Here is a 23,387-nt window from a genome sequence, read left to right as displayed (position 1 = left end):
TACTCAACGATACTGAGCTACCGCTTAGTATGTAGCCCGCTTTGGACAAGGAAGTCTGCATGTCGTTCCGCCGTCGTGTTGCCCTGCCCGCTGCGCTAGTACTAACGGTGGCGATGGCCGCCTGTGGTGCGAAAGAGCAGGCCGCTGTCGCTGTCAAGACAGGGCCTGGCGTCGACAACGACTCGATCTCGCTCGGCGTGCTGACCGACATGACAGGTCCGTTCAAGTCCTCCGCGCTGCTGCGCATCAAGGGCTACGAGCTGTACCTCAGCCAGCTCAACGACCGCGGCGGCGTCTGCGGCCGCAAGGTCGAGCTGAAGCTGAAGGACCACGGTTTCGACGTCCAGAAGGCGCTCGACGGCTACTTCGAGATCGAGCCCGAGGTGCTCGGCCTGATCGAGCTCGCGGGCGCTCCGATGACCGCCGCGATCGAGCCGGACCTGATGCAGACGCGCACGCTGACCGCCCCCGCCTCGTGGGCCGCGTCGCTGCTCGGCAACCCGCAGATGATGATCGTGGGCACGACCTACGACCTCGACGTCATCAACGGTCTCGACTACTACAAGCGCAAGGGCATCATCAAGGAAGGCGACACCGTCGGGCACGTCTACGTCGACGGCAGCTACGGCGGGAACGCGCTGGAGGGCAGCAAGTTCGCCGCCTCGCAGTGGGGGTTGAACATCGCCGAGCAGAAGATCGGTGAGACGACCGCGGACCTCACCCGGCAGATCGGCGAGCTGAAGGCCGCCGGTGCCAAGGCCGTCGTGCTCAGCACGGTGCCGCAGCAGACCGCCGTCGCCGTCGGCGTCGCGGCCGCCATGAAGTGGGACGTCCCGTTCATGGTCAACGTCGTCGGCTTCGACCCGGCGATCCTCGAGACGCCCGTGTCGGCCGCCGTGCAGAAGCAGGTGTCCGTGGTGACGTCGGTGGCGCCGTTCAGCGGCAACGCCGCCGGTGCCAAGGAAGTCGCCGCCGCGTTCCAGTCCAAGTACCCCGGCGAGAAGTCCGCGATCTACACGGTCCACGGCTACGCGGTCGCCATGGCGTACACGGCGGTGCTGGAGAAGGCGTGCAAGGCCAACGACCTCACGCGTGACGGCGTGCTGCGGGCGTTCCACGACACCAACGGTCTCGACATGAAGAACCTGACCGGTGCGCTGCACTTCTCGCTGGTCGGCCGCCCGTCGAGCACCCAGTCCTACATCACCAGGCCGGACGCCAACGCGCCCGGAGCGCTCACCCAGGTCGAGGACCTCTTCGAGTCCGAACTGGTCAAGGCCAAGGGCACCCGCGCCAAGTAAGCACAACGCCGCCGGGGCACGTCCACCGATCTCAGGTGGAGGTGCCCCGGCGGCGTTTGCAGCTACTTGTTGCCGAAGCCCGCGCGGCGCAGTGCGTCGGCCATGGAGCCGGCCGCGGGCGGTGGGCTGGTGCGGCCCTTGTCGCGGTTGTCGCGCTGCGGGCGGTTGCCGCGGTCCCGGCCGCCACCGCCACCCTGCTGCTGCTTGGGCTTGCCCGGCTCGTCCTGCAGCCGCAGCGTGAGGCCGATGCGCTTGCGCGCCACGTCGACCTCGAGCACCTTCACCCGCACCACGTCACCGGACTTCACGACGTCGCGCGGGTCCTTCACGTAGTTGTTGGACAGCGCGGAGATGTGCACGAGACCGTCCTGGTGCACACCGATGTCGACGAACGCGCCGAACGCGGCCACGTTCGTGACGACGCCCTCCAGCACCATGCCGGGCTTGAGGTCGGAGAGCTTCTCGACGCCTTCGGCGAACGTGGCGGTCTTGAACGCCGGACGCGGGTCGCGGCCCGGCTTCTCGAGCTCCCGCAGGATGTCCGTGACGGTCGGCAGACCGAACGTGTCGTCCACGAACGTCTCCGGGCGCAGCTTCGTGAGCACCGCGGTGTTGCCGATCAGCTCGGCACCCGCGTTCTCCTGCATGCGCCGCACCACCGGGTACGCCTCGGGGTGCACGCTCGACTGGTCGAGCGGCTCGTCGCCGCCGCGGATGCGGAGGAAGCCCGCGCACTGCTCGAACGCCTTGGGGCCCAGCCGCGCCACGTTCTTCAGCGAGTCGCGCGTGCGGAACGGGCCGTTGGAGTCGCGGTGCAACACGATGTTCTCCGCGAGACCGGCGCTGATGCCGGACACGCGGGTCAGCAGCGGGACCGACGCCGTGTTCAGGTCGACGCCGACCGCGTTCACGCAGTCCTCGACCACCGCGTCCAGCGAGCGCGACAGCTTCGACTCGGTGATGTCGTGCTGGTACTGCCCGACGCCGATGGACTTGGGGTCGATCTTCACCAGCTCGGCCAGCGGATCCTGCAGCCGCCGCGCGATCGACACCGCGCCGCGGATCGACACGTCCAGCTCGGGCAGCTCGGACGACGCGTACGCCGACGCCGAGTACACCGATGCGCCCGCCTCGGACACGACGACCTTGGTCAGCTTGAGGTCCGGCTGCCGCGCGATCAGGTCCGCGGCCAGCTTGTCCGTCTCGCGCGACGCGGTGCCGTTGCCGATCGCGATGAGGTCGACGTTGTGCTGCTTGGCCAGCACGGCCAGCTTGGCGAGCGACTCGTCCCAGCGGTTCGCCGGAACGTGCGGGTAGATCGTGTCGTGCGCGACGACCTTGCCGGTGGCGTCGACGATCGCGACCTTCACACCGGTGCGGAAGCCGGGGTCGAGCCCCATCGTGGCGCGCGTGCCCGCCGGTGCGGCGAGCAGCAGGTCGCGCAGGTTCGACGCGAACACCCGGACGGCCTCGTCCTCGGCGAACTGGCGCAGCCTGCCGCGCAGGTCGATGCCGAGGTGCACGAGGATGCGCGTGCGCCAGGCCCAGCGGACCGTGTCGGTGAGCCACCGGTCGCCAGCGCGGCCCTGGTCGTCGACGCCGAACCGGGCCGCGATGCGGACCTCGAACGACGACGGGCCCTCCTCGACCGGCTCCTCCGGCTCCAGGACGAGGTCGAGCACCTCTTCCTTCTCACCGCGGAACAGCGCCAGGATGCGGTGCGACGGCAGCTTGCTGAACGGCTCGGAGAACTCGAAGTAGTCCGAGAACTTCGCCCCGTCCGTCTCCTTGCCCTCCCGGACCTTCGAGACGACCCGCCCGCGCATCCACATGTGCTCGCGCAGCTCGCCGATCAGGTCGCCGTCCTCGCCGAACCGCTCGACGAGGATCGCGCGGGCGCCCTGCAGCGCGGCGGCCACGTCCGGGACCTGCTTCTCCGCGTCCACGTAGGCCGCGGCGGTCTCCTGCGGGTTCAGGTTCGGGTCGCCGAGCAGCGCGTCGGCCAGCGGTTCGAGGCCCGCCTCCTTGGCGATCTGCGCCTTGGTGCGCCGCTTCGGCTTGTACGGCAGGTAGATGTCTTCGAGTCTTGCCTTCGAGTCGGCGGCGTGGATCTGCGCTTCGAGCTCGTCGGTCAGCTTGCCCTGGCCGCGGATGGACTCCAGCACGGCGGCGCGGCGCTCTTCCAGCTCCCGCAGGTAGCCGAGCCGCTCCTCGAGCGTGCGCAGCTGCGCGTCGTCGAGTGCGCCCGTCGCCTCCTTGCGGTAGCGGGCGACGAACGGGACGGTCGCGCCACCGTCGAGCAGCTCGACGGCAGCGCTCACCTGGCCCGCGCGTACACCGAGCTCGTCAGCGATCCTCTGGTGGATGAGCGTGGTCACAGCCGGTCATTGTGCCCCTCGCCGATCTGCCCGCCGGGAACGGGTCAGGGCGCGGCGGTGTTGTGGAGCGCTTGCCGCACTACGGTGGGACGGTGGAGTTCCGGATTCTGGGGGCGCTCGAGGTGTCCGACCGCGGGGTCCGGCTCGACCCCGGCGGTGTCCGCAACCAGAAGGTGCTGGCCGCGCTGCTGCTGTCGGCCGAGCGCGTGGCCACCCCGTCGTACCTCGTGGACGTCGTGTGGGGCGAGGATCCGCCGTCGACCAGCAGGCATCAGATCCAGAAGTGCGTCGGCGAGCTGCGTTCGGTGCTCGGGCCGGACGTGATCGTCACGGACAGCGCCGGCTACCGGCTCGTGCTCGGCGAGGCCGACCTCGACCAGCGCACCTTCGAGAGACTGGTCGCGCAGTCGCACACCGTGGAGCTCGGTGACGCCGTCGCGCACCTGCGCGCGGCGCTGAGCCTGTGGCGCGGAACCGCGCTCGCCGGGATCGAGAGCCAGGCGCTGCGCGCGGACGTCGAACGGCTGGAGGAGCGCCGCGCCGAGGTGCGGGAACGCTGTCTCGCGCTGGAGCTGGGGCTCGGCAGGCACCGCGAGGCGGTCGCCGAGCTGACCGCGCTGGTCGGCGAGCACCCGTACCGCGAACGGCTCGCCGAGCTGCTGATGCAGGCGCTGCACGGCTCCGGGCGGCGCGCCGACGCGCTGGAGGTCTACCAGCGCATGCGCACCAGGCTCGCCGACGACCTCGGCGTCGAGCCGGGGGAGAGCCTGCGCTCGGTGCACCAGTCGGTGCTGAGCCAGGAACCCGTTGCGGTGCAACCGAAGCCGACGACCACACCCGCGCAGCTGCCCGCGGACCTGGCCAGGTTCACCGGACGGCAGGAGCACCTCGCGCGGCTCGACGACCTGGTCAGCGCCCGCGCGGGCACGGTCGTGATCACGTCCATCGCCGGTGTCGCCGGGGTGGGGAAGACCGCGCTGGCCGTGCACTGGGCGCACCGGGCTCGCCCCCTGTTCCCGGACGGCCAGCTCTACGTCAACCTGCGCGGCCACGACGACGCGCCGCCGACCACGCCCGCGGACGCGCTGGCGCAGTTCCTCCGCGCGCTGGGCATCGACTCGTCCGCGATCCCGCGTGAGGAAGCCGAACAGGCCGCCTTGTACCGGTCGTTGCTGGCGGACCGGCGGATGCTGATCGTGCTGGACAACGCGGCGTCCGAGGCGCAGGTCCGCCCGCTGCTGCCCGGATCGGCGCGGTGCGCGGTGGTGATCACCAGCCGCAACTCGCTGCTCGGCCTCGTCGCGCTCGACGACGCGCACCAGGTGGAGCTGGACGTGCTCGAGCCCGACGAGGCGCACGAGCTGATCGGGCGGGTGCTCGGCGAGAGCAGGGCCGCCGCCGAGCCCGACGCCGTCGCCGAGCTGGCCTGGCTGTGCGGGTACCTGCCGCTGGCGATGCGGATCGCGCTCGCGAACCTCGTCGCCAGGCCGCACCACCTCGTCGTCGACGCCGTGGCCGAGCTCAGCGGCGGGGACCGGCTCGCGAAGCTGGCCGTTCCCGGTGACCGGCGCGCGGCCGTCACCGCCGCGTTCGACCTGTCGTACCGCGCGCTCCCGCCGGACGCGCGAGTGCTGTTCCGCAGGCTGGGGTTGTTGCCCCGCACGGACTTCACGCCCGACGCGGCCGCCGCGCTGCTCGGTGAGCCGTCGGCGCGGGACGCGGTGCTCGCGCTGGAGGCGGCCAGCCTGATCGAGCCGCACACGCCGAACCGGTACCGGATGCACGACCTGCTGCGGCTCTACGCGCAGGACCTGGTGGCGCACGACCCGGACCGCGCCGCGGCGCGGCACCGGCTGCTCGAGTTCTACCTGCACACCACCGACGCGGCGATGAGGTTGCTGGCACCGGACATGTTCCGGCTCGACCGCTCCGGCACGGCGCGCCCGTTCGCCGGACGCGCGGATGCACTGTCCTGGTTGGACGGTGAGCGGGAGAGCGTGGTGACGCTCGTCGTCCAGTGCGCCGAGGAAGGCCCGCGCGAGTACGCCTGGCAGCTCACCGACGCGTGGCGCGGCTACTTCTGGCTGCGCAGGAACTCGGCGGACTGTCAGATCGCGGGGCAGGCCGCGTTGATCGCCGCCGAGGCCGAGTCGGACCCGGAGGGACGGGCCGCGGCGCACAGCGCGCTCGCCACCGCGTGCATCGAGCAGGACGCCCCGCAGACCGAGCACTGGCTGGCCGCGCGCGACCTCTACCGCGTCGCGGGCAACCTCGCGGGCGAGTGCCACTGCCTGCACAACCTCGGCAACGCGCACACCCTGTTCGGGCGGCCGGCGCGAGCCACCGAGCTGTTCAGCCAGGCGCTGCACCTGGTCACCGACGTGCCGCGCAAGGCGTTGACGCTGACCAGCCTGGGTGTCGCGGCCACGTTCACCGGCCACCTCGCGACCGCGCGGCAGCACTTCGAGCAGGCGCTGGAGCTGTTCGCCCAGACGGGCAACGAGATGCGCGCGGTGCCCGCGCTCAGCGGCCTCGGCGACGTGACCTGCCAGCTCGGCGACATCGCCTGCGCCACCACCTACCTCGACCAGGCGGCCGGCCTTGCCGAGGGCTCGGGGTCGCAGACGTGGCGGCTCAACACCCTGCGCTCGCGGGCGATGCTGGAGCGCGACACGTGCCGGTCCGAGCAGGCGCTGGAGACGACGACCCGGCTGCTCGAAGCGGCGGAGGAGACGGCCACCAGCCACTACGTGCTGAGCGCGTTGATCGTGCAGGGGGAGCTGCTGCACCACTTCGGGCGGACCGGCGAGGCCGTCGCGGCGCTGGAACGCGGGCTCCGCCTCGCTCGGTCGCTGGAGAAGCGCTACCACGAGACCTCCGTGCTGATCGACCTCGCGCGAGTGCTCGCCTCCTCCGAGCCGGACGCGGCCGTGCGGCACGCGACCGCGGCGCTGGAGCTGGCCGACGAGCGTTCGCTGCGGGTGCTGCGGGGACGGGCGCTGACCACGCTGGCCTCGGTTCACCCCGGTCAGGCGCGCATGCTGGTCGAGGAGGCGCTGGAGGTGCAGACGGCCACCGGCCACCTGCTCGGCCAGGCCGAAGCGCTCGGCCTGCTCGGGCGCGCGGACGAGGCCGGGAAGATCTTCGCGCACGTCACCGGCAACCCCTCCGCCGTTCCCGCAGGGACGCTGCGTAGCGTGTGACCATGCCATCGGTCCTGATCACCGGAGCCGGCCGCGGAATCGGCCTCGCGATCGCGCAGCGGCTCGCCGGCGCCGGGTGGAACGTGTACGCCGGGATGCGCACGCCCAGGTCACTGGGCGAGCGGATCACGCCGGTCAAGCTGGACCTGACCAACGACGACCACATCGCCGAGCTGTCGTCGCTGCCGTCGCTGGACGCCGTCGTGAACAACGCGGGCATCTTCGTCGGCGGCCCGGTCGAGGTGCTCGACCTCGACGACGTGCGCCACCAGCTCGAGGTGAACGTCGTCGCGCAGGTCGCCGTCACCCAGGCCGTGCTGCCGCTGCTGCGTCCCCGCCGCGGCCGGGTCGTGTTCATCTCGTCGGCGAACGGCAGGCTGGCCGTGCCGATGACCGGCGCCTACAGCGCCTCGAAGTTCGCGTTGACCGCGTTGGCCGACACGATGCGCATCGAGCTGCGGCCGTGGCACATCCCGGTGTCGCTGGTCGAGCCCGGCGCCATCGACACCGACCTGTGGCGCGACATGGACGCGACGATCAACTCCACGGTCGGCGCGTTGAAACCCGAGCACCGCAAGCTCTACGCGCGGCACATCGCGGGGCTGCGGAAGGCCGCGCCCAAGATGCAGCGCGGCACCGCTCCGGTGGACATCGTGGCCGCGACCGTCGAGCGCGCGCTGACCGACCGGCGGCCGCGCGACCGCTACGTCGTCGGCAACGACGCGCGCGTGCAGGAACTGCTGCGCAAGGTGCTGCCCACCCGCGCCATGGACAGCATCCTGGCGCGGGCGTTCGGCATCTAATCCTTCGGCTCGGCGGGCTCCTGCGGCTTCGGCCGCGGGGCCAGCCGCACCGTCCCGGTCGTCAGGTCGAGCGGACCGGTCTCCTCGTAGTCCTCACCCGTGCCCGAGTCGCCTGCCTCGCTGCGCAGTTTCCGTCCGGGAAACATCTCGCCCAGTTGCCCCATACCTCGACCTTACGCACCTCACACCGCGACGAGTGAGAACTGGTTCGCGGGCCGGGGCAGCCCGTAGTGCTCGCGCAGCGTGGACCCGGTGTACTCGGTGCGGAACAGCCCGCGTTGCCGCAGGATCGGCAGCACCTCGGCGGCGAACACCTCGAGCCCGGACGGCAGCACCGCGGGCATGATGTTGAACCCGTCGGCCGCGCCCGAGCGGTACCAGCGCTCGATGGTGTCCGCGACCTGTTCCGGAGTGCCCGCGAACGTCTTGTGCCCGCGCCCGCCGCCGAGCCGCCCGATCAGCTCGCGCACGGTCAGCCGCTCGCGTCTGCCCAGCTCGACGATCAGCGTGTACCGCGACTTGGAGCCCTCGATCTCGTCCTCGGCGGGCAGGTCCGCGGGCAGCTCCTCGTCGAGCGCGAGCGACTCGGCGGGCACCTTGAGCAGCTCGGCCAGGTTCTCGCGGGCGTACTCGGGGATGATCAGCCGGTCCAGTTCCTCTTCCGCCGCAAGGGCTTCCGCCTCGGTCGACCCGATCACCGGCACCAGTCCGGGCAGGATCTTGACCTGGTCGGGGTCGCGGCCGAACGCCACCGCGCGCCGCTTCACGTCCGCGTAGAACGCGACGGCCTCCTCCAGCGTCTGCTGCGCGGTGAACACCGCCTCGGCGTGCCGGGCGGCGAAGTCCTTGCCGTCCTCGGACGACCCCGCCTGCACGAGCAGCGGGTGGCCCTGCGGCGAGCGCGGCGCGTTCAACGGGCCGCGCACGCTGAAGTGCGGGCCGACGTGGTCGATCACGTGCACCTTTCCGCTGTCCGCGTGCACGCCGCGTTCCTTGTCGCCGACGACCGCGTCGTCCTCCCACGAGTCCCACAGCTTCTTCGACACCTCGACGAACTCGGCGGCGCGCTCGTAGCGGTGGACGTGCGCGGGCTGGCTGTCCAGGCCGAAGTTCCGCGCCGCGTCGTCGCCCGCGGTGGTGACGATGTTCCAGCCCGCGCGGCCGCCGCTGACGTGGTCGAGCGAGGAGAACCGGCGTGCCAGGTTGAACGGCTCGTTGTAGGTGGTCGACGCGGTGGCGATGAGGCCGATGCGGGACGTGACGGCGGCCAGCGCGGTGAGCAGCACGGTCGGTTCGAGCCGTCCGGACGGCCTGCGGCCGGGGTCGCCGAACTGCACCGGGCTGTCGGCGAGGAACACCGAGTCGAACTTCGCGTCCTCGGCGATCCGCGCGATTCGCTGGTAGTAGGCGATGTCCAGGTACGCCAGCGGGTCGCTCTGCGGCAGCCGCCACGACGCCTCGTGGTGCCCCGTGTCGAAGATGAAGAGGTTGAGGTGCAGTGTCATGCCGCGACTCCGATTCCCAGTGCTCTCAACAGATGTGTGCGATCGGCGTCGTGCGCCGGGACGTCCAGGCCGATCCGGCCTTCGTGCAGGACCACCACGCGGTCGGCGAGCTCGATCGCCTCGTCCACGTCGTGCGTCACGAGCAGCACCGCGGGCTGGTGCTTGGCGCACAGCTCGCGCAGCAGGTCGTGCATCCTGATGCGGGTCAACGCGTCCAGCGCGCCGAACGGCTCGTCGGCGAGCAGCACGCGCGGTTCCCTGACGAGGCAACGGGCCAGCGCCACCCGTTGCTGCTCGCCGCCGGAGAGCTCGCTGGGCCAAGCCCTTTCGCGGCCTTCGAGTCCGACCTCGGCGAGAGCCGCTGTGCCGCGGCCGGGCCGGACGCCCAGCTCGACGTTGTCGACCACCCGCAGCCACGGCAGCAGCCGCGAGTCCTGGAACGCGACCGCGATCTCGCCGGCGACGGCGATGTCGCCGTCGCCCGTCACGTCGTAGTCGAGGCCCGCGACGGCTTTGAGCAGCGTGCTCTTGCCCGACCCGCTGCGGCCCAGAATCGCCACGAACTCACCGGGTGCGATCGCGAGGTCGAGACCGTCCAGCACGTTCCGGTCACCGAACGAGCGGACCAGCCCGCTCACCCGGACAGCGTGCGTCGCCACGACAGCGCCCTCCGTTCGACGAGCCGGAGCACCGCGTCGGACAGGAACCCGAAGAGCCCGTAGACGACGAGCCCGACGATGATCACGTCGGTCTGGCCGTAGTTCTGCGCCTGGAACATCAGGTAACCGATGCCGCTGGTCGCGTTGATCTGCTCCAGCACGATCAGGAACAGCCACGAGCCGGTGACGCCGAGCCGCAGGCCGAGGAAGAAGCCCGGCAGCGCACCGGGGAACACGACCTTGCGGATGAACTGCGCCCGGCTCAGCCCGACGACCTCCGCCAGCTCCACGTACCTGCTGTCGATGCCGGTGAGCGCGGTGTAGGTCTGCAGGTACATGATCACCGCGACGCCGAGCGCGATCACCACGACCTTGAACGGCTCGCCGATGCCGAGCCACAGGATGAGCAGCGGGATCAGGCCGAGCGACGGGATCGCGCGCTTGACCTGCACGGTCCCGTCGATCAGCGCCTCGCCGATGCGGCTGAGGCCGGCCGCGATGGCGAGCGCGGTGCCGGCGACGGCGCCGAACAGGAAGCCCAATGCCGCGCGTTGCAACGACATCAGCACGCTCTCCGGCAGCTTTCCGCTCCGCGTCAGTTCGATGCCGGTCTGCAGCACCGTCCACGGCGCGGACAGGATGCGCGGGTCCAGCGCGCCGGTCGCCGACGCGGCGCTCCAGACCACGATGAGCAGCAACGGTCCCAGCGCGCGTCCGTACGGGATGGGTTTGCCCAGACCGAGCCTCTTCCGCTTGGTTCTCGCGTGGGGTGCGGTCAGTGCGACGGGCCGTTCGAGCACCTGTGTCATGTGCTGCTCCGATACTCGGCGTCGACGGCTTCGGCCGCGATGTGCTCGAACCGGCGGTCGAACAGCTCGTCCGCCTTGAAGGACGGGACGAAGCCGCCGTCGGCGAGCAGGTCGACGGTCTCCTGCTCCCACCGGATCGCCCGGTCCCAGTTGGCGGGGAAGACGAGCTCGGGTGTCGCCTTGACGATCCGGTCGCCGTCGGCCTTGGTGACGTTCTGGTCCTTGACGTAGTAGGCGTCGACCCACTTGTCCGGGTTCTCGTAGGCCCACACCTGTCCGCGCGCCCAGAACGGGATGAAGGCGCGGACCGCGGCGAGCTTCGCCGGGTCGTTCAGCACGCTCACCGGTGCCCACAGGATCGTGAGCAGGTCGACCGCGTTCATGGCGAGCGACTTCGCGTCCGGGTACTGGCCGAGGTACTTGGTGAGCACCGGTTCGGCGAGCACCGCGACGTCGACCTGCTGGGCCTGCAGTGCGGTGAGGAACTGGTTGCTGGTCAACCCGACCAGCTCGACGTCGGTGTTCTTCAGCCCCAGTTCCTTCAGCGTGCGCAGGACGACGACGCCCTGCGCCTGGCCCTGCGAGAACGCGATCTTCTTGCCGCGCAGGTCTTTCAGGTCGTTGAGTGCGAGACCGGGTGCGCCGGCGAACGTGTAGAGCGGCTTCTCCCGTTGCCCGACCGCGACGATCCGCGCGTCGAACCGGTTCGCCTTCGCCTGGATGGGCGGGATGCCCGCGTTGGTGGCGAGGTCGACCGAGTTGGCCCGGAACGCCTGGATGACGTCAGGGCCCGCCTGGATGTTCGGCCAGTCCGGCACCTTGAACGGCAGCTTGGTCAGTTCTCCCGACTGCTCGAGCTGGATCAGCGTGGAGCGGATGGAGATCGTGAGCTTCGTGTCCGGTGGCGGTGCGGCGGTGGGCAGGGCACCGGTCAGCGCCGGTGCCGCCTCACCGGTGGAGCAGCCCGCGGCGCCGAGCGCCGCCAACCCCGCCAGGAACGTTCGTCTGCGCAACATGGGGATTCCTAGGGGATCGAGTGGTAGCTGCCGTCGTGGTAGAGCAGGGGAGGGCCGTCGTTGTGCAGGTCGCTCTGCAGCACCTGCGCGACGACGATCGAGTGGTCGCCGATCGGGATGAACCGCTCGACCTCGGCGCGCAACCAGTTCGTGCCGGTGATGACCGGCTCGCCGCCGGGCAGCCGGTGCCAGTCGCGTTCGGCGAACCGGTCGATGCCGCTCGTCGCGAACCGCCGGGCGACGTGTTCGTGCTGCGCCTGCAGGAAGCTCACGACGACCGTCGCCGCGTCCTTGATGTGCGGCCAGCTGGAGCTGCCGGTGGAGACGCCGAACGAGATCAGCGGCGGGCGCAGCGACAGCGACGTGAGGCTGGTGGCGGTGAACCCGACCGGGCCGTGCTCGGCGTCCGCGGTGATCACGACGACGCCCGCGGGGTGGCGCCGGAACGCCCGGCGGAAGGCGTCCGGTGCCAGTTGCGCGGGGATGATGGCCGTCATCAGTCCACCACCACGGCGTGGTCCGCGGTGAAGGGCCTGCCCGCCAGCAGCGTGGACTCCCTGCCGTCCGGGCCGACCGGGGTGTCGCCGATGAGCGTGACGCGGTGCAGCGTGCGCTGGACGTCGAGGTGTTCGAGGTCGCGCGGCGCGAGGTGCGCGGTGGCGCGGTTGTCCCAGAAGGCGACGCTGCCCGGCTCCCAGCGGAACCGCACGGTGTACTCGGGCCGGGTCAGCTCGCCGTAGAGCAGGTCGAGGATCGCTTTGCTCTCGTGCGGTGACACGCCGACGACGTGGCTGGTGAAGCCGGGGTTGACGAAGAGCCCCTTCTCGCCGGTCACCGGGTGCACGCGCACGACCGGGTGCTCGGCGACGAGCAGGTTGTCGTTGACGCGCTTGGCGTACGCGCCCTCGTCGACCTTGCTCGCGCCGCCGTACCTGTGCTCGGCGCGCAGGGTGTCCACAAAGGACTTCAGCTGGTCGGAGAGACCGTTGTAGGCGGCGACGAGGTTCGTCCACGTCGTGTCGCCGCCGACCTCGGGGACGACCTCCGCGCGCAGGATCGACGCGGCAGGCGGGTTCACCGCGGCCGTGACGTCGGTGTGCCAGCCGGAGAAGTAGCTGTACTGGCGTTTGCGGGTCTGCTCCTTGAAGTCCTTGCCGTAGCGCTCCTCGTACCGCCGCGGGTCGATCGTGAAGATCTCCGGGTGCCCGTTCGGCGGCGCGTCGTCGTGGGGATGGGCGTAGGTCAGCTCGCCGAACTGGCGGCCGAACGCGATCTGGGCCGCGTGGTCCAGCTCCTGGTCGCGGAAGAAAATCACCTTGTGCGCGTGCAGGGCGTTCTTCAGGGCCTGGATCGTGTCTTTGTCGAGCGGCTGAGAAATGTCGATGTCAGAGATGTTCGCGCCGATGTGACCTGCGATCGGGCGCACGGTGATGGTCTTTTCCTGGACAGCGGTCATCGCCAATTCCTTAGAATTGTTGTGGGTGTATGTGCAGGTCAATCCTCTGTCAGAGGTGCCTGAGTGTCAATTTTGCGACTTGAGAAAATAAAGAGGATGACCGTAGACCTCGTTCAGCATCACCGAACCGGCGGCGACGCTGAGCACGTCGCTGCCGAAACTGGTCGTGACGATTCTGTCCCCGGTTCTCGCCCTGATTTCGTCGAGACATTCAGGCAGGTGCATCGCGCCCGCCTCGACGATGACCAGCACCTCGGGGTTGATCACGTCGAGCAGCAGCTTCGCGGCCTGGCTGATCTTGCGCGCCCGCTGCCGGAACACGGCTCGCGCCCTGGGGTCGTGTCTCGCCTTGTCGAGCAGCCGTCGCACGTCCGGCACGTCGATGATCCCGGCGGCCACCGCCCGTTCCGCGATGGTCCGGTCCGCGACCGCGGCCTGCAGACAGCCGGTTCTCCCGCAGGGACAAGGCGTGTTGTCGTCTTGCAGCGCGAGGTGCGCGATCTCACCCGCTCGCGCGCCGGGTCCGCTGTGGACGGTCCCGTTCGTGGCGATCGCGGCGTCCACCACGTTGCCCACGAAGAGGTGCACGACGCTGACCCGCGTCCGCTCGTCACCGAACAGCTGCTCGGCCCGCGCCAGCGCCCGCGAGTGCGAGTCGACGTGCACCGGCAGCCCGAGCCGTTCCCCGAGGAACCGCTTGGCACCGACGTGCCGCCACCCGAGCTGGCTGTGCTCGACGATCGTGCCGCTGTCCGGGTCGATGCGCCCGCCGGTCGCGAGCCCGATGCCGACCGGCGTCCGGTCGTTCTCCTTCAGGAATGCTGGAACCCGGTCCGCGATCCTGGTCAGGACAGCTTCGGGTGCAGTGGTCCGATGCGGCTCGCGCTCCTGCGCCAGCACCGTGCCGCGCAGGTTCATCAACGCGAACGTCGTGTGCCCGTACGCGATGTGCACGCCGCACACGACGTGCCTGTCGACGTCGATGTCCACCGGCACGTGCGGCCGCCCGAGCGTGACGCGCGGAATGCGCGTGTCGACCTCTCGCACGAGCCCGCGTCGCGCGAGCTCGGCGTACTGCTTGGTGACCGTCGCGGCGCTCAGCCCGGTGAGCCGGGCGATGGTGCTGCGGGCGACGGGCCCGTGGTCGAGGACGGACCTCAACACGGTGGACGCGGTGCGGCTCATGGTCCCTCCCCAGTGCCGGGGCGTTGTCTGGTTCTGCTTTCAGACTCTTCAGACGAGACGAACGGGCACCGCACAGATCGCGCTCGCCTGCCGACGGAGGTCGACGTGGCGGCGCGTGCTGAGCACAGATGCCTGGGACACGCCTTGATGCTGACACCCGGTCAGTGGCTGGCCAAGCGTGTTCACGTGGTGAGACAGCTCTGTCGTTTTACGATGCACCCGTGACGATCACTCTTCCCGGACCCGTCGGGTTCGTGCTCGGCGGTGGTGGCAGCCTCGGCTCCAGTCAGGTCGGGATGCTGCGCGCCCTCGCGGAGCACGGCGTCCGGCCTGACCTCGTGGTCGGCACGTCGGTCGGCTCGGTCAACGGGTCGCTCGACCCGGACAAGGCTGCCGACCGGCTCGCCGTGATGTGGGAGGGCATGACGCGGCCGCGCGTGTTTCCCGGTGGGCCGATCGCTCAGCTGAGGTCGTTGCGCACCAACAAGACTTACCTGTTCCCCAACACCGGGCTTGCTGCTGTTTTGGCCGAAGGGCTTGACGGGGCAACGGACTTCTCCTCGTTGCGGCTGCCGTTCGGGGCTGTGTCTGTTGACTGCGTCACCGGTGAGGCGGTCAACATCACTTCTGGGGAGTTGGTGCCTGCGATCCTCGCTTCCTCGGCCATCCCCGGGGTTTATCCGCCTGTGCGGATCGGTGATCAGGTGTTGTACGACGGTGGGGTGCTCGCCAACGTGCCCATTCGGCAGGCGTTGGCCATGGGGGCTCGGTCGTTGGTGGTGCTCGACTGTGCGTTTCCCGGGCACTTGCCTACGGTGCCGGAGACGCTTGCCGAGACCTTGTTGTTCTGGGCGACTTTGGGGATGCGCAACCAAGCCGTGCTCGAAGTTGAGTTGGCATCGCGTGATGTGCCGGTGTTGTACCTGCCTGGGCCGCCTGTGCAACCCGTGACTCCGTTGGACTTCACGCACACCGCGGAGCTGATCTTGACTTCGTATGAGGCTTCTAACGCGTTTTTGACTACGTTGGAGATTGCGGGGGCTGGGTTGTACGGGCATCCCAGCCACTAGGGTTTGGGCTTCTTTGCGGTGTGGGGCTTTGCGGTGTGGGGTGGAGAAGGGCTCGCTGATCACCAGAGGTCGCCACATCGAAAACGCCTTGTCAAGGCGGAAGAGCTGCCTTGACAAGGCATTTTCGATGTGGCAAGGCTGCGCCTGATCAGCGAGCCCCTCCCCACCCCCTGCCCTCCGGGAAAGTTTGTCCTGATCGTTCGGCCGCCGGTTTGTGCTCGGGGGCCGCGCCCGGTTGGCACTGCGGGGGTTGGCAGTGCGGCGGGCGCTCCTTTCTTTTGGTTCGCGCCGGTTTCGTCGGGCTCTCTTGGTATCTGCCGGTTTCTCCGCGCTCTCTTGGTATCTGCCGGTTTCGGCGGTGCTCGCTTGGTATCTGCCGGTTCGCTGGGGCTCTCTTGGCACCTGCCGGTTGGGGCGGCGCTCGCTTGGTTCGCGCCGGTTTTCGCTGTGCTCCCTTGGCGCCTGCCGGTTTCGTGGTGGGCCGCTGGTGTGCTGGCTTCGCTTCGCTCGCGGGGTGTGCGCCGCGCGGCAGAAAGTGCAGGCTGTCGCCCCCTGGTTTCGGGGCTGGCGCGTCGGCGGGGCCGGGGGTTGTCGGTGCTGGCTGCGAGCATGGATTCGGGGGGTTCTCGCGTGCGGGGACGCCTGCGTGAGCCTGGCCCGAGGCCGAGAAGAGCGGCGCGGAGCGGGTGCTCGGCGGGCGCGTGTTGCCTGCTGGGCACCCCGCGGCACCCGCTCGGCGCCACGGCGGTCGTGGGAGCGTGACCATGCCGTTGGGTCGAACTCGGGCCCAAATCGGCAACGCTCTGCAACAGACATCGGCTCGTTCGGAGCCTTTATCGATTACGTAACTTATGAAACACGCTCAAACATCGGACCTCCTCTTGAAGGTTTCACAACCGTGGAGTACATCTCTGGCCGAGTGATATCGAGCACGTCTTCTTCCGCCGCAGGAGGCGTCCGTTCAGGAGGCTGGCTCGTGCGTGCAAAGTTGCGTCGCATCGGCGTGTTGTTGACCGCCGCTCTACTTGTTGTCGGCCTGAGCCCATCACCGGCCAGCGCCGAAGTCCTCCACCCCCGCCAGGACTGGCTGCGGGCGTCCACGGCGGGGCTCTTCCTGCACTGGGGCATGCGCACCTCGCCTGGCTACACCAGCTGCTCGGCGTGGGAGAACGCCGTCACCAGTGGTGGGTGGAGCGCGAAGTACTGGGTGGACGAGGCCAAGAAGCTGCACGCGCAGTACCTCGTGCTCGCCAGCTTCCACAGTCGTCTCGGGTACGCGCGGGCGTGGCCGAGCTCGATTCCCGGCGCCTGTGCCACCAAGCGCGACTTCCTCGGTGAGCTGATCGAAGCCGCCGAGAAGGAGGGGCTGTACGTCATCAACTACATGACGGACGACCCGCAGTGGCACAACGAGGGCGGGCACGAGTGGCTCGACTCGGCCGGGTACTCGAAGTACAAGGGCAAGACGGTGAACCTGCAGGAGCGCAACGGCTTCGGGCAGTTCAGCTACGACAACTTCGTCGAGGTCATGCAGCGGTACCCGAAGCTCGCCGGGTTCTGGATCGACAACGACAACGCGTACTGGGAGCAGAACGGCCTGTACGAGCGGATCCGCAAGGACCGCCCGCACTACGTCCTCAGCAACAACAACGAGGACACGCCGATCATGGACACGATCAGCAACGAGCAGAAGACCGGCATGACGCCGAGCTACGACTACCCGCAGGCGGTCTACACGGCGGCGCCGCGGTTGATCGAGGCGTGCTTCAAGCTGCCCAGTGGCGGGCCCTGGTGGTACGGCGGGTCGAACACGTCGGTCGACTACAAGCTCACGCTCGGACGGTTGATCACCAACGCGGGGTCTGACGTCAAGGCGTTGATGGCGGAGACCGCCATGGTCAACGGCAAGTTCCCCTCGAACCAGCAGAACTTCAACAACTTCGCCGAAGGCTATCTCGGGCAGATCAAGGAGTCGCTGCTCGGCGTGCACGGCGGCGGCTACAACAACGGTGGACTCAAGCCAGGCTTCTGGAACGACGGCGCGCACGGCATCACGACCGTGAGCAAGGCGAACCCGAACCTGCACTACATCCACGCGATCACGAAGCCGTCCGGCACGACGCTCAAGGTGCGGGACAACGGCTACAAGATCTCGAAGGTGACGAACCTGCGCACCGGCGCGGCCGTCAACTGGACGCAGAGCGCGGGCACGCTGACGATCAGCGGAGTGTCCAACTGGGACCAGTACGACACGGTGTTCAAGGTCGAGACCGCGGGCAAGGAAGGCATCATCCCGCAGTCGTCGTACACCATGAGCTCGAGCGCGGCAGGCGCCAACCACCCCGCGGCCCACGCGGCGGACGGCAACTACCAGACCTACTGGGACGCGACGGGTGCCGGCACCGTGTCGCTGCGGTTCGACCTCGGGTCGGCCAAGAAGGTCTCGTACGTGGCGCTCAACCAGCGCGAGGACTCGACGACCCACCCGTCGTCCGGGTCGGCGCGCATCAAGAACTACAACGTGTACACGTCGAACGACGGGTCGAGCTGGACGAACGTGAAGTCCGGTTCGCTGCCGAACCACCGGGGCGTGCAGGTCATCGACCTGCCCGCCAACACGACCGCGCGGCACATCCGGGTCGAGAAGACCTCGACGCAGGGCAAGGCGCAGCTGCGGGTCGACGAGGCGTGGCTCGGCAACGCCTACCCCGGCAGCGGCGGCGGGGACCCGGACCCGGAACCCGGCCGGTACGAGGCTGAGAGCGGCACCATCACGCAGGGCGTCGTCGAGTCCAACCACGCGGGCTTCTCCGGCACCGGCTTCGTGAACTACGACAACGCCGTCGGCGGGGCCGTGGAGTTCAAGGTGACCGCGGCGCAGGCCGGTCCGGCCACGCTCACCCTGCGCTTCGCCAACGGCACCGCGGTGAACCGGCCGCTGGACATCAACGTCAACGGCGGTCTCGCCGCCGACGAGGTGGCGTTCGCGGGCACCGGCGCGTGGACGACGTGGCAGAGCGTGACGGTGACGGTGAACCTCAACGCCGGGGAGAACACGATCAAAGCGGTCGCGACCTCGGCGAACGGCGGGCCGAACCTCGACTACCTCGAGGTCGGCTGAAATGTGGCGCCACTAACGGTGGCTACCTCTCAGTAGGTCGGTCGCTGATACTGGCTGGATGACGACCGTGGCCAACTTCGGCGGAACCAGCCAGTACGTGGACATCGACGGGCCCGTGCACTGGGTCGACTTCGGAGGACCGGCAGACGGTCCGAAGATCGTCCTGGTGCACGGGCTCGGCGGTTCGCATCTCAACTGGGCACTGCTGGCGCCGAAGCTGGCTCAGCACGCCCGCGTCGTCGCCGTCGACCTCGCCGGCTTCGGGCTGACGCACCCGGAAGGCCGCAAGACGTCCGTCTCGGCCAACGCGGGGCTGCTCGGGCGGTTCCTGAACGAGGTCGTGGCGGAGCCCGTCGTGCTCGTCGGGAACTCCATGGGCGGCCTGGTGTCCATCCTGCACTCGTCCAGGAACCCGGACACCGTGCGCGGACTGGTGCTGGTCGACCCAGCGCTGCCGATGGTGCTCGGCACCCGGCCGGACCCGACGATGCTGACCTCGTTCTTCATGTACTCCGTGCCCGGACTGGGGCAGCGGTTCCTCGCGAAGACCAAGCAGGCGCCGGTGCGCGCGCAGATCGAGCGCGTGCTGGAGCTGTGCTGCGCCGACCCGTCGGCGATCCCCGAGGAGCTCAAGCTGGCCTCCGAGCACCTGCTCACCGAGCGCGCCAAGGTGCCGGGCCTGAACGACGCGTTCCTCGCGGCCGCGCGCTCGACCGTGTTCGCCGTGTCACGGCGCGGGCCGTACTTCGGCGCCATGGCGAAGCTGCGGATGCCGGTGTTCCTGATGAGCGGTGACCAGGACCGCCTGGTGAACGTCGCCTCGGCGCGGTACGCGGCGCGCAGGCACCCGCACTGGCGCTACGACGAGTTCTCCGGCGTCGGTCACGTGCCCCAGATGGAGATCCCGGACGTCGTGTCCGAGCGGCTGCTGGACTGGCTGGAAGCCAACCGGCTCAACAAGTCCACGAGCTGAGCGACGCTGAGCCGCTCCCGGACGACGGGGGCGGCTCCGCCCAGCACGAACTCGCTGTCACCTGCGCTGTTGGTGCGCGTCTGCAGCGAGGTGAGCTTGATTCCCCGCGGCAGCTCGGGAATCGGGAAGACCTTGGGCGGTAACCACCGGTGCACGCGCACGTGCAGCGCGTCGTCGACGAGGAAGACGTGCAGCGGCAACCACTTCCACCGCTGCAGCTGCGGGACCCCCTCGGCGGGGATCACCACCTCGAACTCCATCGGCGACGCGACGACCGTGGCGGGCGGGTTCACGTGCACGTCCCGGAACACCAGTACCGCGCGGGTAGCGCGGTACTGCGACCACTCCAGGTCCTCCAGCTCGACGCGGACGTCGTCGAGCTGGCCGAGCGCAACACCGAGCGCGCCCAGCCTCGCGTCGAGTCCAACGACGGTCATGGTGGCGTCGTGCTCGCCCACCCGGACCGTCAACGGGTGTCTCAAGCCTCTTAGGCCTCTTCGGTCGCAGCCGCGATGGCGACGAGCTCGTCGAAGCCCGCGCGGATGCCGTCGGCGAGGATCTGCACGTCCGGCACACCGTCGAAGTCGGCGTTGATGCCGAAGGTGAACTTGTCCATGTAGGAGAAGATACCCACGGTGATGCGGACCGTCGACGCCGTCGGGACGTACGGGAACATCTCGACCATCGGCCTGCCCAGCATGAACAGCGGCACGCGCGGGCCGGGCACGTTCGTCGTGATCGTCTGCATGATGTTCTGCGGGAAGCGCATCGCGGTGCGCGAACCCAGCGCCATCAGCGTCGGAGCGGCGAAGTTGCTGAGGTTGGTCAGCACGTCCGCACCGGCGGCCTGACGGCTGGACTTGAGGTCGTCCATCTGCGAGCGGATCTCGGTCAGGCGGGCGCGGGCGTCCGACTCACCGACCGGCAGGTTCACCAGCACCGCGCTGACCCGGTTGTTCAGCTCGCCGTGCTGGTCCGACGCGCGCATCGACACCGGGACCATGGTGCGCACGACCATGTCGTCGGTCAGCTCACCGCGCTTCTCCAGCAGGTCGCGGAAACCACGCGTGATCGCCGCCAGGATGACGTCGTTCACCGTGCCGCCGGTGACCTTGCGGACCTGCTTGATCTCGGCGAGGTTCGCGCGCGCCCAGACCCAGCGGCGGTGCGGGCCGTTCGGGCCGTTCAGCGACGTCGCGGCGCGCGTGATCAGCCTGCGCGCGGTGCCGGGGAGGCTGGAGAGGACGGACTTGCCGAAGTCCAGGATCTCGCTGAAGCTGCGCAGGTTGCGGGCCAGCGCGGGCAGCGCGGACAGGTGCTGCACGGGCGTCAGCACGGCGTCGCGCACGCCGTCGACCACGAGGTCGAGGGTGCTCGGCGTCGGCGCGGGCTTCCAGTTCTTGGGCTCCGGCAGCGTGCTCTCCTGCTTGAAGTCCAGCAGCAGCTGCAGCATGTCCGTGCCGGCAACGCCGTCGATCATGCAGTGGTGCACCTTGGAGATGATCGCCCAGCGACCACCCTCGAGGCCCTCGACGAGCCAGGCCTCCCAGAGCGGCTTGTTGTTGTCCAGCTTCTGGGCGAAGATGCGGCCCGCGAGGTTGCGGAGCTGGTCCTCACCACCCGGCGACGGCACCGCGGTGTGCCGCACGTGGTAGAGGATCTGGAAGTGGTCGTCGTCCACCCACACCGGACGGCCAACGTGGAACGGGAGCGCCTTGACGCGTTGCCGGTACCTCGGGACCTGGTCCAGTCGGGACACGAAGAGGCGAATCACGTCGCCGTAGGACGGCGCCGGGCCGTCGAAAACCAGGACCGAGCCGACGTGCATGGGCACGTTCTCGTCCTCGATGAAGTAGAAACCTGCGTCCAAAGAGCTCATGCGATCCACACAAAAATGTTACTGCACAGTTAGCTTCTGAATCGACGTCCATGCAGGTGAGAGGCACTGCACACCTGTGAGGTTGCCGACGTGTTACAGCTCACCGCACGAATCGAGACGAGAAAGTGCTGGCCAAAAGATCGTCCGCGAAACATCATGGTCATATCTGGGCAACGAGGCCCAGGCGCCGGCTTCGGGGTTGTCGACGTTGCGGGGAGGCTCTCATGTCTGCCGTTCCTTCAGAGTTCCGTGAAACTCCTCCCACGCGGTTGCACTTGGTCAGAGGCACGGCACCGAGCCTCTTCTGGCACCTCACCGAGCCCACCCGCTGCGCGGTCGACGTCGCCCAGTTCGTGGCGTCGCGGTCGATGCTCAAGGGTGCTCCCGGTGGTGACGGCCATCCCGTGCTCGTCCTGCCCGGCCTCGGCGCGGCGGACACCACCACCATCACGCTGCGGCGCTTCCTGACCGGTCTCGGCTACGAGGCCCACAAGTGGGGGCTCGGCCGCAACATCGGCCCGACGCGCAAGGCCGTCGACGGCATCCACGCCCTCATCACGCGGGTGTCGGACGCCTACGGCGGTCCGGTCAGCCTGGTCGGCTGGTCGCTCGGCGGGATCTTCGCCCGCGAACTGGCCCGTGACCACCCGCACCGGGTGCGCCAGGTGATCACGCTCGGCAGCCCGTACAACATGACGGACCCGCGGCAGTCGCGTGCGCTGCCCGCGTTCGAGCTGTTCTCGCGCTTGCACATCCCGAAGGACGAGTTCCCTCCGCCGGAGCACTCCCGCCCGCCGATCCCGGTGCCCGCGACGTCGATCTACTCCAAGACCGACGGCATCGTGGCGTGGGAGTCGTGCGTGGAGGAACCGGGACACCGTCGCGAGAACGTCCAGGTGTCGTCGAGCCACCTCGGGTACGGCTACAACCCCACCGTGATGTGGGTCGTGGCGGACCGGCTCGCGCAGCCCGAGGGTCACTGGCGGCCGTTCGCGCCGCCGCCCGGCCTTGCCGCGCTGTACCCGAACGTTGCGTGAACGGTCAACCGCAGGTCGTGGTGGTCTCCGGGCGGTAGCACCTACCGTCCGGAGGCGTGAAACCGATCAGAGCTTCGCTGTTGGCAATCGCTCTCACCGCCGTCTTCGCGAGTCCCGCGCACGCCGCCACCGACGCCCAGCTGGCCGCGCACTGGGCGCCGGTGCACCACCAGGACACCGACTCGTCGGACTACGACGCGGACTACCTGTCCACCGTGGACTTCGACGGTGACTGGAACGCGCTCAACAACTGGGAGTCGCAGGACGACTCGCTCGCCAGGCTCACCGGCGCCGCCTACTACTCGGTGGTCGAGACCGGCACGCACTGGTTCCTGGTCTACAGCTACTTCCACCCGCGCGACTGGGACGACTCACCGGACCCGTTCGGCCAGCGGACGCACGAGAACGACATGGAAGGCCTGCTGCTGACCGTGCGCAAGGACGGCTCGGCGTTCGGCAAGCTCGAGGCCGCGGTCACCGTGGCGCACAGCGACTTCTACTCCTACGTGCCCGCCGGGTCGTCCTTCACCGGCGGTCAGGAGAACGTCGACGGCACGCTCCTGCTCGTCAACGGGCACCCCGCCACGCGGCAGGAGGCCAAGGGGCACGGGCTGTACGCGTGGGACGGCAAGAACTTCCCCGGTGGTGACGGCGTCGTGTACTCGCCGACCGGCGTGGGGGAGGTGCCGTCCGGTGGCAACGACCGCCAGGTCGGGTACCGGCTCATCGACACGTTCGCGCCCGGCGGGCTGTGGGCGCGGCGGAACAACGCCGAGACGTACGCGTCGCTCGGCACGTTCCGCGGTGACAACGGCAAGGACAACGCGGCCAACACTGCGTGGGGCTGGGACGACCAGAACGACGGTGCCGTGCTGCGGGGGTTCATGGCGTCCGACCCGGCGTTGCTGGTCAGCACCTACTTCGCGAACGAGGGTGATTTCAGCCGGACGTACGTGCGCAACGCCTATCGCTGAGCGGTCTGGACGGCGGCG

Annotated in this window: 20 protein-coding genes; 8 read left to right on the top strand and 12 right to left on the bottom strand. The window is 69.2% G+C overall.

All coding sequences use genetic code 11. The annotated features are described in order from the left end of the window. Positions 1-113: 113 nt before the first annotated feature. A complete protein-coding gene (locus tag FKR81_RS10915; protein WP_186762901.1) occupies positions 114-1,301 on the top strand; it encodes an ABC transporter substrate-binding protein in 1,188 nt (395 codons plus the stop codon). Between the two features lie 62 nt (positions 1,302-1,363). On the opposite strand, the gene FKR81_RS10910 is transcribed toward FKR81_RS10915, so the two are convergent. Then, a complete protein-coding gene (locus tag FKR81_RS10910) occupies positions 1,364-3,679 on the bottom strand; it encodes a Tex family protein (RefSeq protein WP_146350881.1) in 2,316 nt (771 codons plus the stop codon). A gap of 92 nt (positions 3,680-3,771) precedes the next feature. On the opposite strand from FKR81_RS10910, the gene FKR81_RS10905 reads away from it, so the two are divergent. Both FKR81_RS10905 and FKR81_RS10900 read left to right on the top strand, forming a co-directional pair. Further along, a complete protein-coding gene (locus FKR81_RS10905; protein WP_146350880.1) occupies positions 3,772-6,882 on the top strand; it encodes an AfsR/SARP family transcriptional regulator in 3,111 nt (1,036 codons plus the stop codon). Between the two features lie 2 nt (positions 6,883-6,884). Continuing rightward, positions 6,885-7,685 carry an SDR family oxidoreductase gene (locus FKR81_RS10900; RefSeq protein WP_146350879.1) on the top strand — a complete coding sequence of 267 codons (801 nt, stop codon included), beginning with the start codon at positions 6,885-6,887 and terminating at the stop codon, positions 7,683-7,685. Here the strand turns inward: FKR81_RS10900 and FKR81_RS43475 are convergent. The 9 genes from FKR81_RS43475 to FKR81_RS45970 all read right to left on the bottom strand — a co-directional run bounded on the left by FKR81_RS43475 (position 7,682) and on the right by FKR81_RS45970 (position 14,441). After that, entirely contained in the window at positions 7,682-7,849 is a 168-nt protein-coding gene (locus FKR81_RS43475) for a hypothetical protein (RefSeq protein WP_186762900.1), read from the bottom strand. The genes FKR81_RS10900 and FKR81_RS43475 overlap by 4 nt on opposite strands. Positions 7,850-7,867: 18 nt before the next feature. Next, on the bottom strand, positions 7,868-9,190 hold the full coding sequence (locus FKR81_RS10895) for an LLM class flavin-dependent oxidoreductase (RefSeq protein ID WP_146350878.1): 1,323 nt from the start codon (positions 9,188-9,190) through the stop codon (positions 7,868-7,870). After that, entirely contained in the window at positions 9,187-9,849 is a 663-nt protein-coding gene (locus FKR81_RS10890; protein ID WP_146350877.1) for an ABC transporter ATP-binding protein, read from the bottom strand. The genes FKR81_RS10895 and FKR81_RS10890 overlap by 4 nt, the downstream gene beginning before the upstream one ends. Continuing rightward, positions 9,825-10,658: an ABC transporter permease gene (locus FKR81_RS10885; RefSeq protein WP_146350876.1), complete on the bottom strand. Its 834-nt coding sequence runs from the start codon at positions 10,656-10,658 to the stop codon at positions 9,825-9,827. Before FKR81_RS10885 ends, FKR81_RS10890 begins: the two co-directional genes overlap by 25 nt. Beyond that, positions 10,655-11,674 (bottom strand): ABC transporter substrate-binding protein, encoded by a 1,020-nt coding sequence (locus FKR81_RS10880; protein WP_146350875.1) that lies wholly within the window; start codon positions 11,672-11,674, stop codon positions 10,655-10,657. Before FKR81_RS10880 ends, FKR81_RS10885 begins: the two co-directional genes overlap by 4 nt. Before the next feature lie 8 nt (positions 11,675-11,682). Further along, positions 11,683-12,171 carry a flavin reductase family protein gene (locus FKR81_RS10875; protein ID WP_146350874.1) on the bottom strand — a complete coding sequence of 163 codons (489 nt, stop codon included), beginning with the start codon at positions 12,169-12,171 and terminating at the stop codon, positions 11,683-11,685. Continuing rightward, positions 12,171-13,130, bottom strand: a complete 960-nt coding sequence (locus FKR81_RS10870) for a TauD/TfdA dioxygenase family protein (RefSeq protein ID WP_146350873.1) — start codon at positions 13,128-13,130, stop codon at positions 12,171-12,173. Before FKR81_RS10870 ends, FKR81_RS10875 begins: the two co-directional genes overlap by 1 nt. A gap of 66 nt (positions 13,131-13,196) precedes the next feature. After that, positions 13,197-14,315 carry an ROK family transcriptional regulator gene (locus FKR81_RS10865; protein ID WP_146350872.1) on the bottom strand — a complete coding sequence of 373 codons (1,119 nt, stop codon included), beginning with the start codon at positions 14,313-14,315 and terminating at the stop codon, positions 13,197-13,199. Between the two features lie 48 nt (positions 14,316-14,363). After that, positions 14,364-14,441, bottom strand: coding sequence for a putative leader peptide (locus FKR81_RS45970; protein ID WP_407936518.1), 78 nt, complete (start codon positions 14,439-14,441; stop codon positions 14,364-14,366). 95 nt (positions 14,442-14,536) lie between these two features. On the opposite strand from FKR81_RS45970, the gene FKR81_RS10860 reads away from it, so the two are divergent. The 3 genes from FKR81_RS10860 to FKR81_RS10850 all read left to right on the top strand — a co-directional run bounded on the left by FKR81_RS10860 (position 14,537) and on the right by FKR81_RS10850 (position 19,479). Beyond that, positions 14,537-15,385: a patatin-like phospholipase family protein gene (locus tag FKR81_RS10860; protein ID WP_235921453.1), complete on the top strand. Its 849-nt coding sequence runs from the start codon at positions 14,537-14,539 to the stop codon at positions 15,383-15,385. A 976-nt stretch (positions 15,386-16,361) separates the two neighbouring features. After that, positions 16,362-18,506: a discoidin domain-containing protein gene (locus tag FKR81_RS10855; protein WP_235921452.1), complete on the top strand. Its 2,145-nt coding sequence runs from the start codon at positions 16,362-16,364 to the stop codon at positions 18,504-18,506. Positions 18,507-18,564: 58 nt separating this feature from the next. Next, positions 18,565-19,479 (top strand): alpha/beta fold hydrolase, encoded by a 915-nt coding sequence (locus FKR81_RS10850; RefSeq protein WP_146350870.1) that lies wholly within the window; start codon positions 18,565-18,567, stop codon positions 19,477-19,479. Here the strand turns inward: FKR81_RS10850 and FKR81_RS10845 are convergent. Beyond that, entirely contained in the window at positions 19,389-19,916 is a 528-nt protein-coding gene (locus FKR81_RS10845; RefSeq protein ID WP_146350869.1) for a hypothetical protein, read from the bottom strand. The genes FKR81_RS10850 and FKR81_RS10845 overlap by 91 nt on opposite strands. Before the next feature lie 50 nt (positions 19,917-19,966). Further along, positions 19,967-21,358 (bottom strand): WS/DGAT/MGAT family O-acyltransferase, encoded by a 1,392-nt coding sequence (locus FKR81_RS10840; protein ID WP_235921451.1) that lies wholly within the window; start codon positions 21,356-21,358, stop codon positions 19,967-19,969. A 275-nt stretch (positions 21,359-21,633) separates the two neighbouring features. Here FKR81_RS10840 and FKR81_RS10835 point away from each other — a divergent pair, with 275 nt between their 5' ends. Both FKR81_RS10835 and FKR81_RS10830 read left to right on the top strand, forming a co-directional pair. Beyond that, positions 21,634-22,395: an alpha/beta fold hydrolase gene (locus FKR81_RS10835; RefSeq protein WP_235921450.1), complete on the top strand. Its 762-nt coding sequence runs from the start codon at positions 21,634-21,636 to the stop codon at positions 22,393-22,395. A gap of 56 nt (positions 22,396-22,451) precedes the next feature. Then, entirely contained in the window at positions 22,452-23,369 is a 918-nt protein-coding gene (locus FKR81_RS10830) for a hypothetical protein (protein ID WP_146350866.1), read from the top strand. Positions 23,370-23,387: the final 18 nt, after the last annotated feature.

The organism is Lentzea tibetensis (genome assembly GCF_007845675.1).
Lineage (GTDB): Bacteria > Actinomycetota > Actinomycetes > Mycobacteriales > Pseudonocardiaceae > Lentzea > Lentzea tibetensis.
This window is presented reverse-complemented; position numbering and strand designations above follow the sequence as displayed.

What these genes read in the sequence shown, in the direction of transcription:
- FKR81_RS10915 (WP_186762901.1), top strand. Translation starts at nt 114, where the DNA reads ATGGCCGCCTGTGGTGCGAAAGAGCAGGCCGCTGTCGCTGTCAAGACA.
- FKR81_RS10900 (WP_146350879.1), top strand. Translation starts at nt 6,885, where the DNA reads ATGCCATCGGTCCTGATCACCGGAGCCGGCCGCGGAATCGGCCTCGCG.
- FKR81_RS43475 (WP_186762900.1), bottom strand. Translation starts at nt 7,849, where the DNA reads ATGGGGCAACTGGGCGAGATGTTTCCCGGACGGAAACTGCGCAGCGAG.
- FKR81_RS10895 (WP_146350878.1), bottom strand. Translation starts at nt 9,190, where the DNA reads ATGACACTGCACCTCAACCTCTTCATCTTCGACACGGGGCACCACGAG.
- FKR81_RS10885 (WP_146350876.1), bottom strand. Translation starts at nt 10,658, where the DNA reads ATGACACAGGTGCTCGAACGGCCCGTCGCACTGACCGCACCCCACGCG.
- FKR81_RS10880 (WP_146350875.1), bottom strand. Translation starts at nt 11,674, where the DNA reads ATGTTGCGCAGACGAACGTTCCTGGCGGGGTTGGCGGCGCTCGGCGCC.
- FKR81_RS10875 (WP_146350874.1), bottom strand. Translation starts at nt 12,171, where the DNA reads ATGACGGCCATCATCCCCGCGCAACTGGCACCGGACGCCTTCCGCCGG.
- FKR81_RS10870 (WP_146350873.1), bottom strand. Translation starts at nt 13,130, where the DNA reads ATGACCGCTGTCCAGGAAAAGACCATCACCGTGCGCCCGATCGCAGGT.
- FKR81_RS10865 (WP_146350872.1), bottom strand. Translation starts at nt 14,315, where the DNA reads ATGAGCCGCACCGCGTCCACCGTGTTGAGGTCCGTCCTCGACCACGGG.
- FKR81_RS10850 (WP_146350870.1), top strand. Translation starts at nt 18,565, where the DNA reads ATGACGACCGTGGCCAACTTCGGCGGAACCAGCCAGTACGTGGACATC.
- FKR81_RS10845 (WP_146350869.1), bottom strand. Translation starts at nt 19,916, where the DNA reads ATGACCGTCGTTGGACTCGACGCGAGGCTGGGCGCGCTCGGTGTTGCG.
- FKR81_RS10840 (WP_235921451.1), bottom strand. Translation starts at nt 21,358, where the DNA reads ATGAGCTCTTTGGACGCAGGTTTCTACTTCATCGAGGACGAGAACGTG.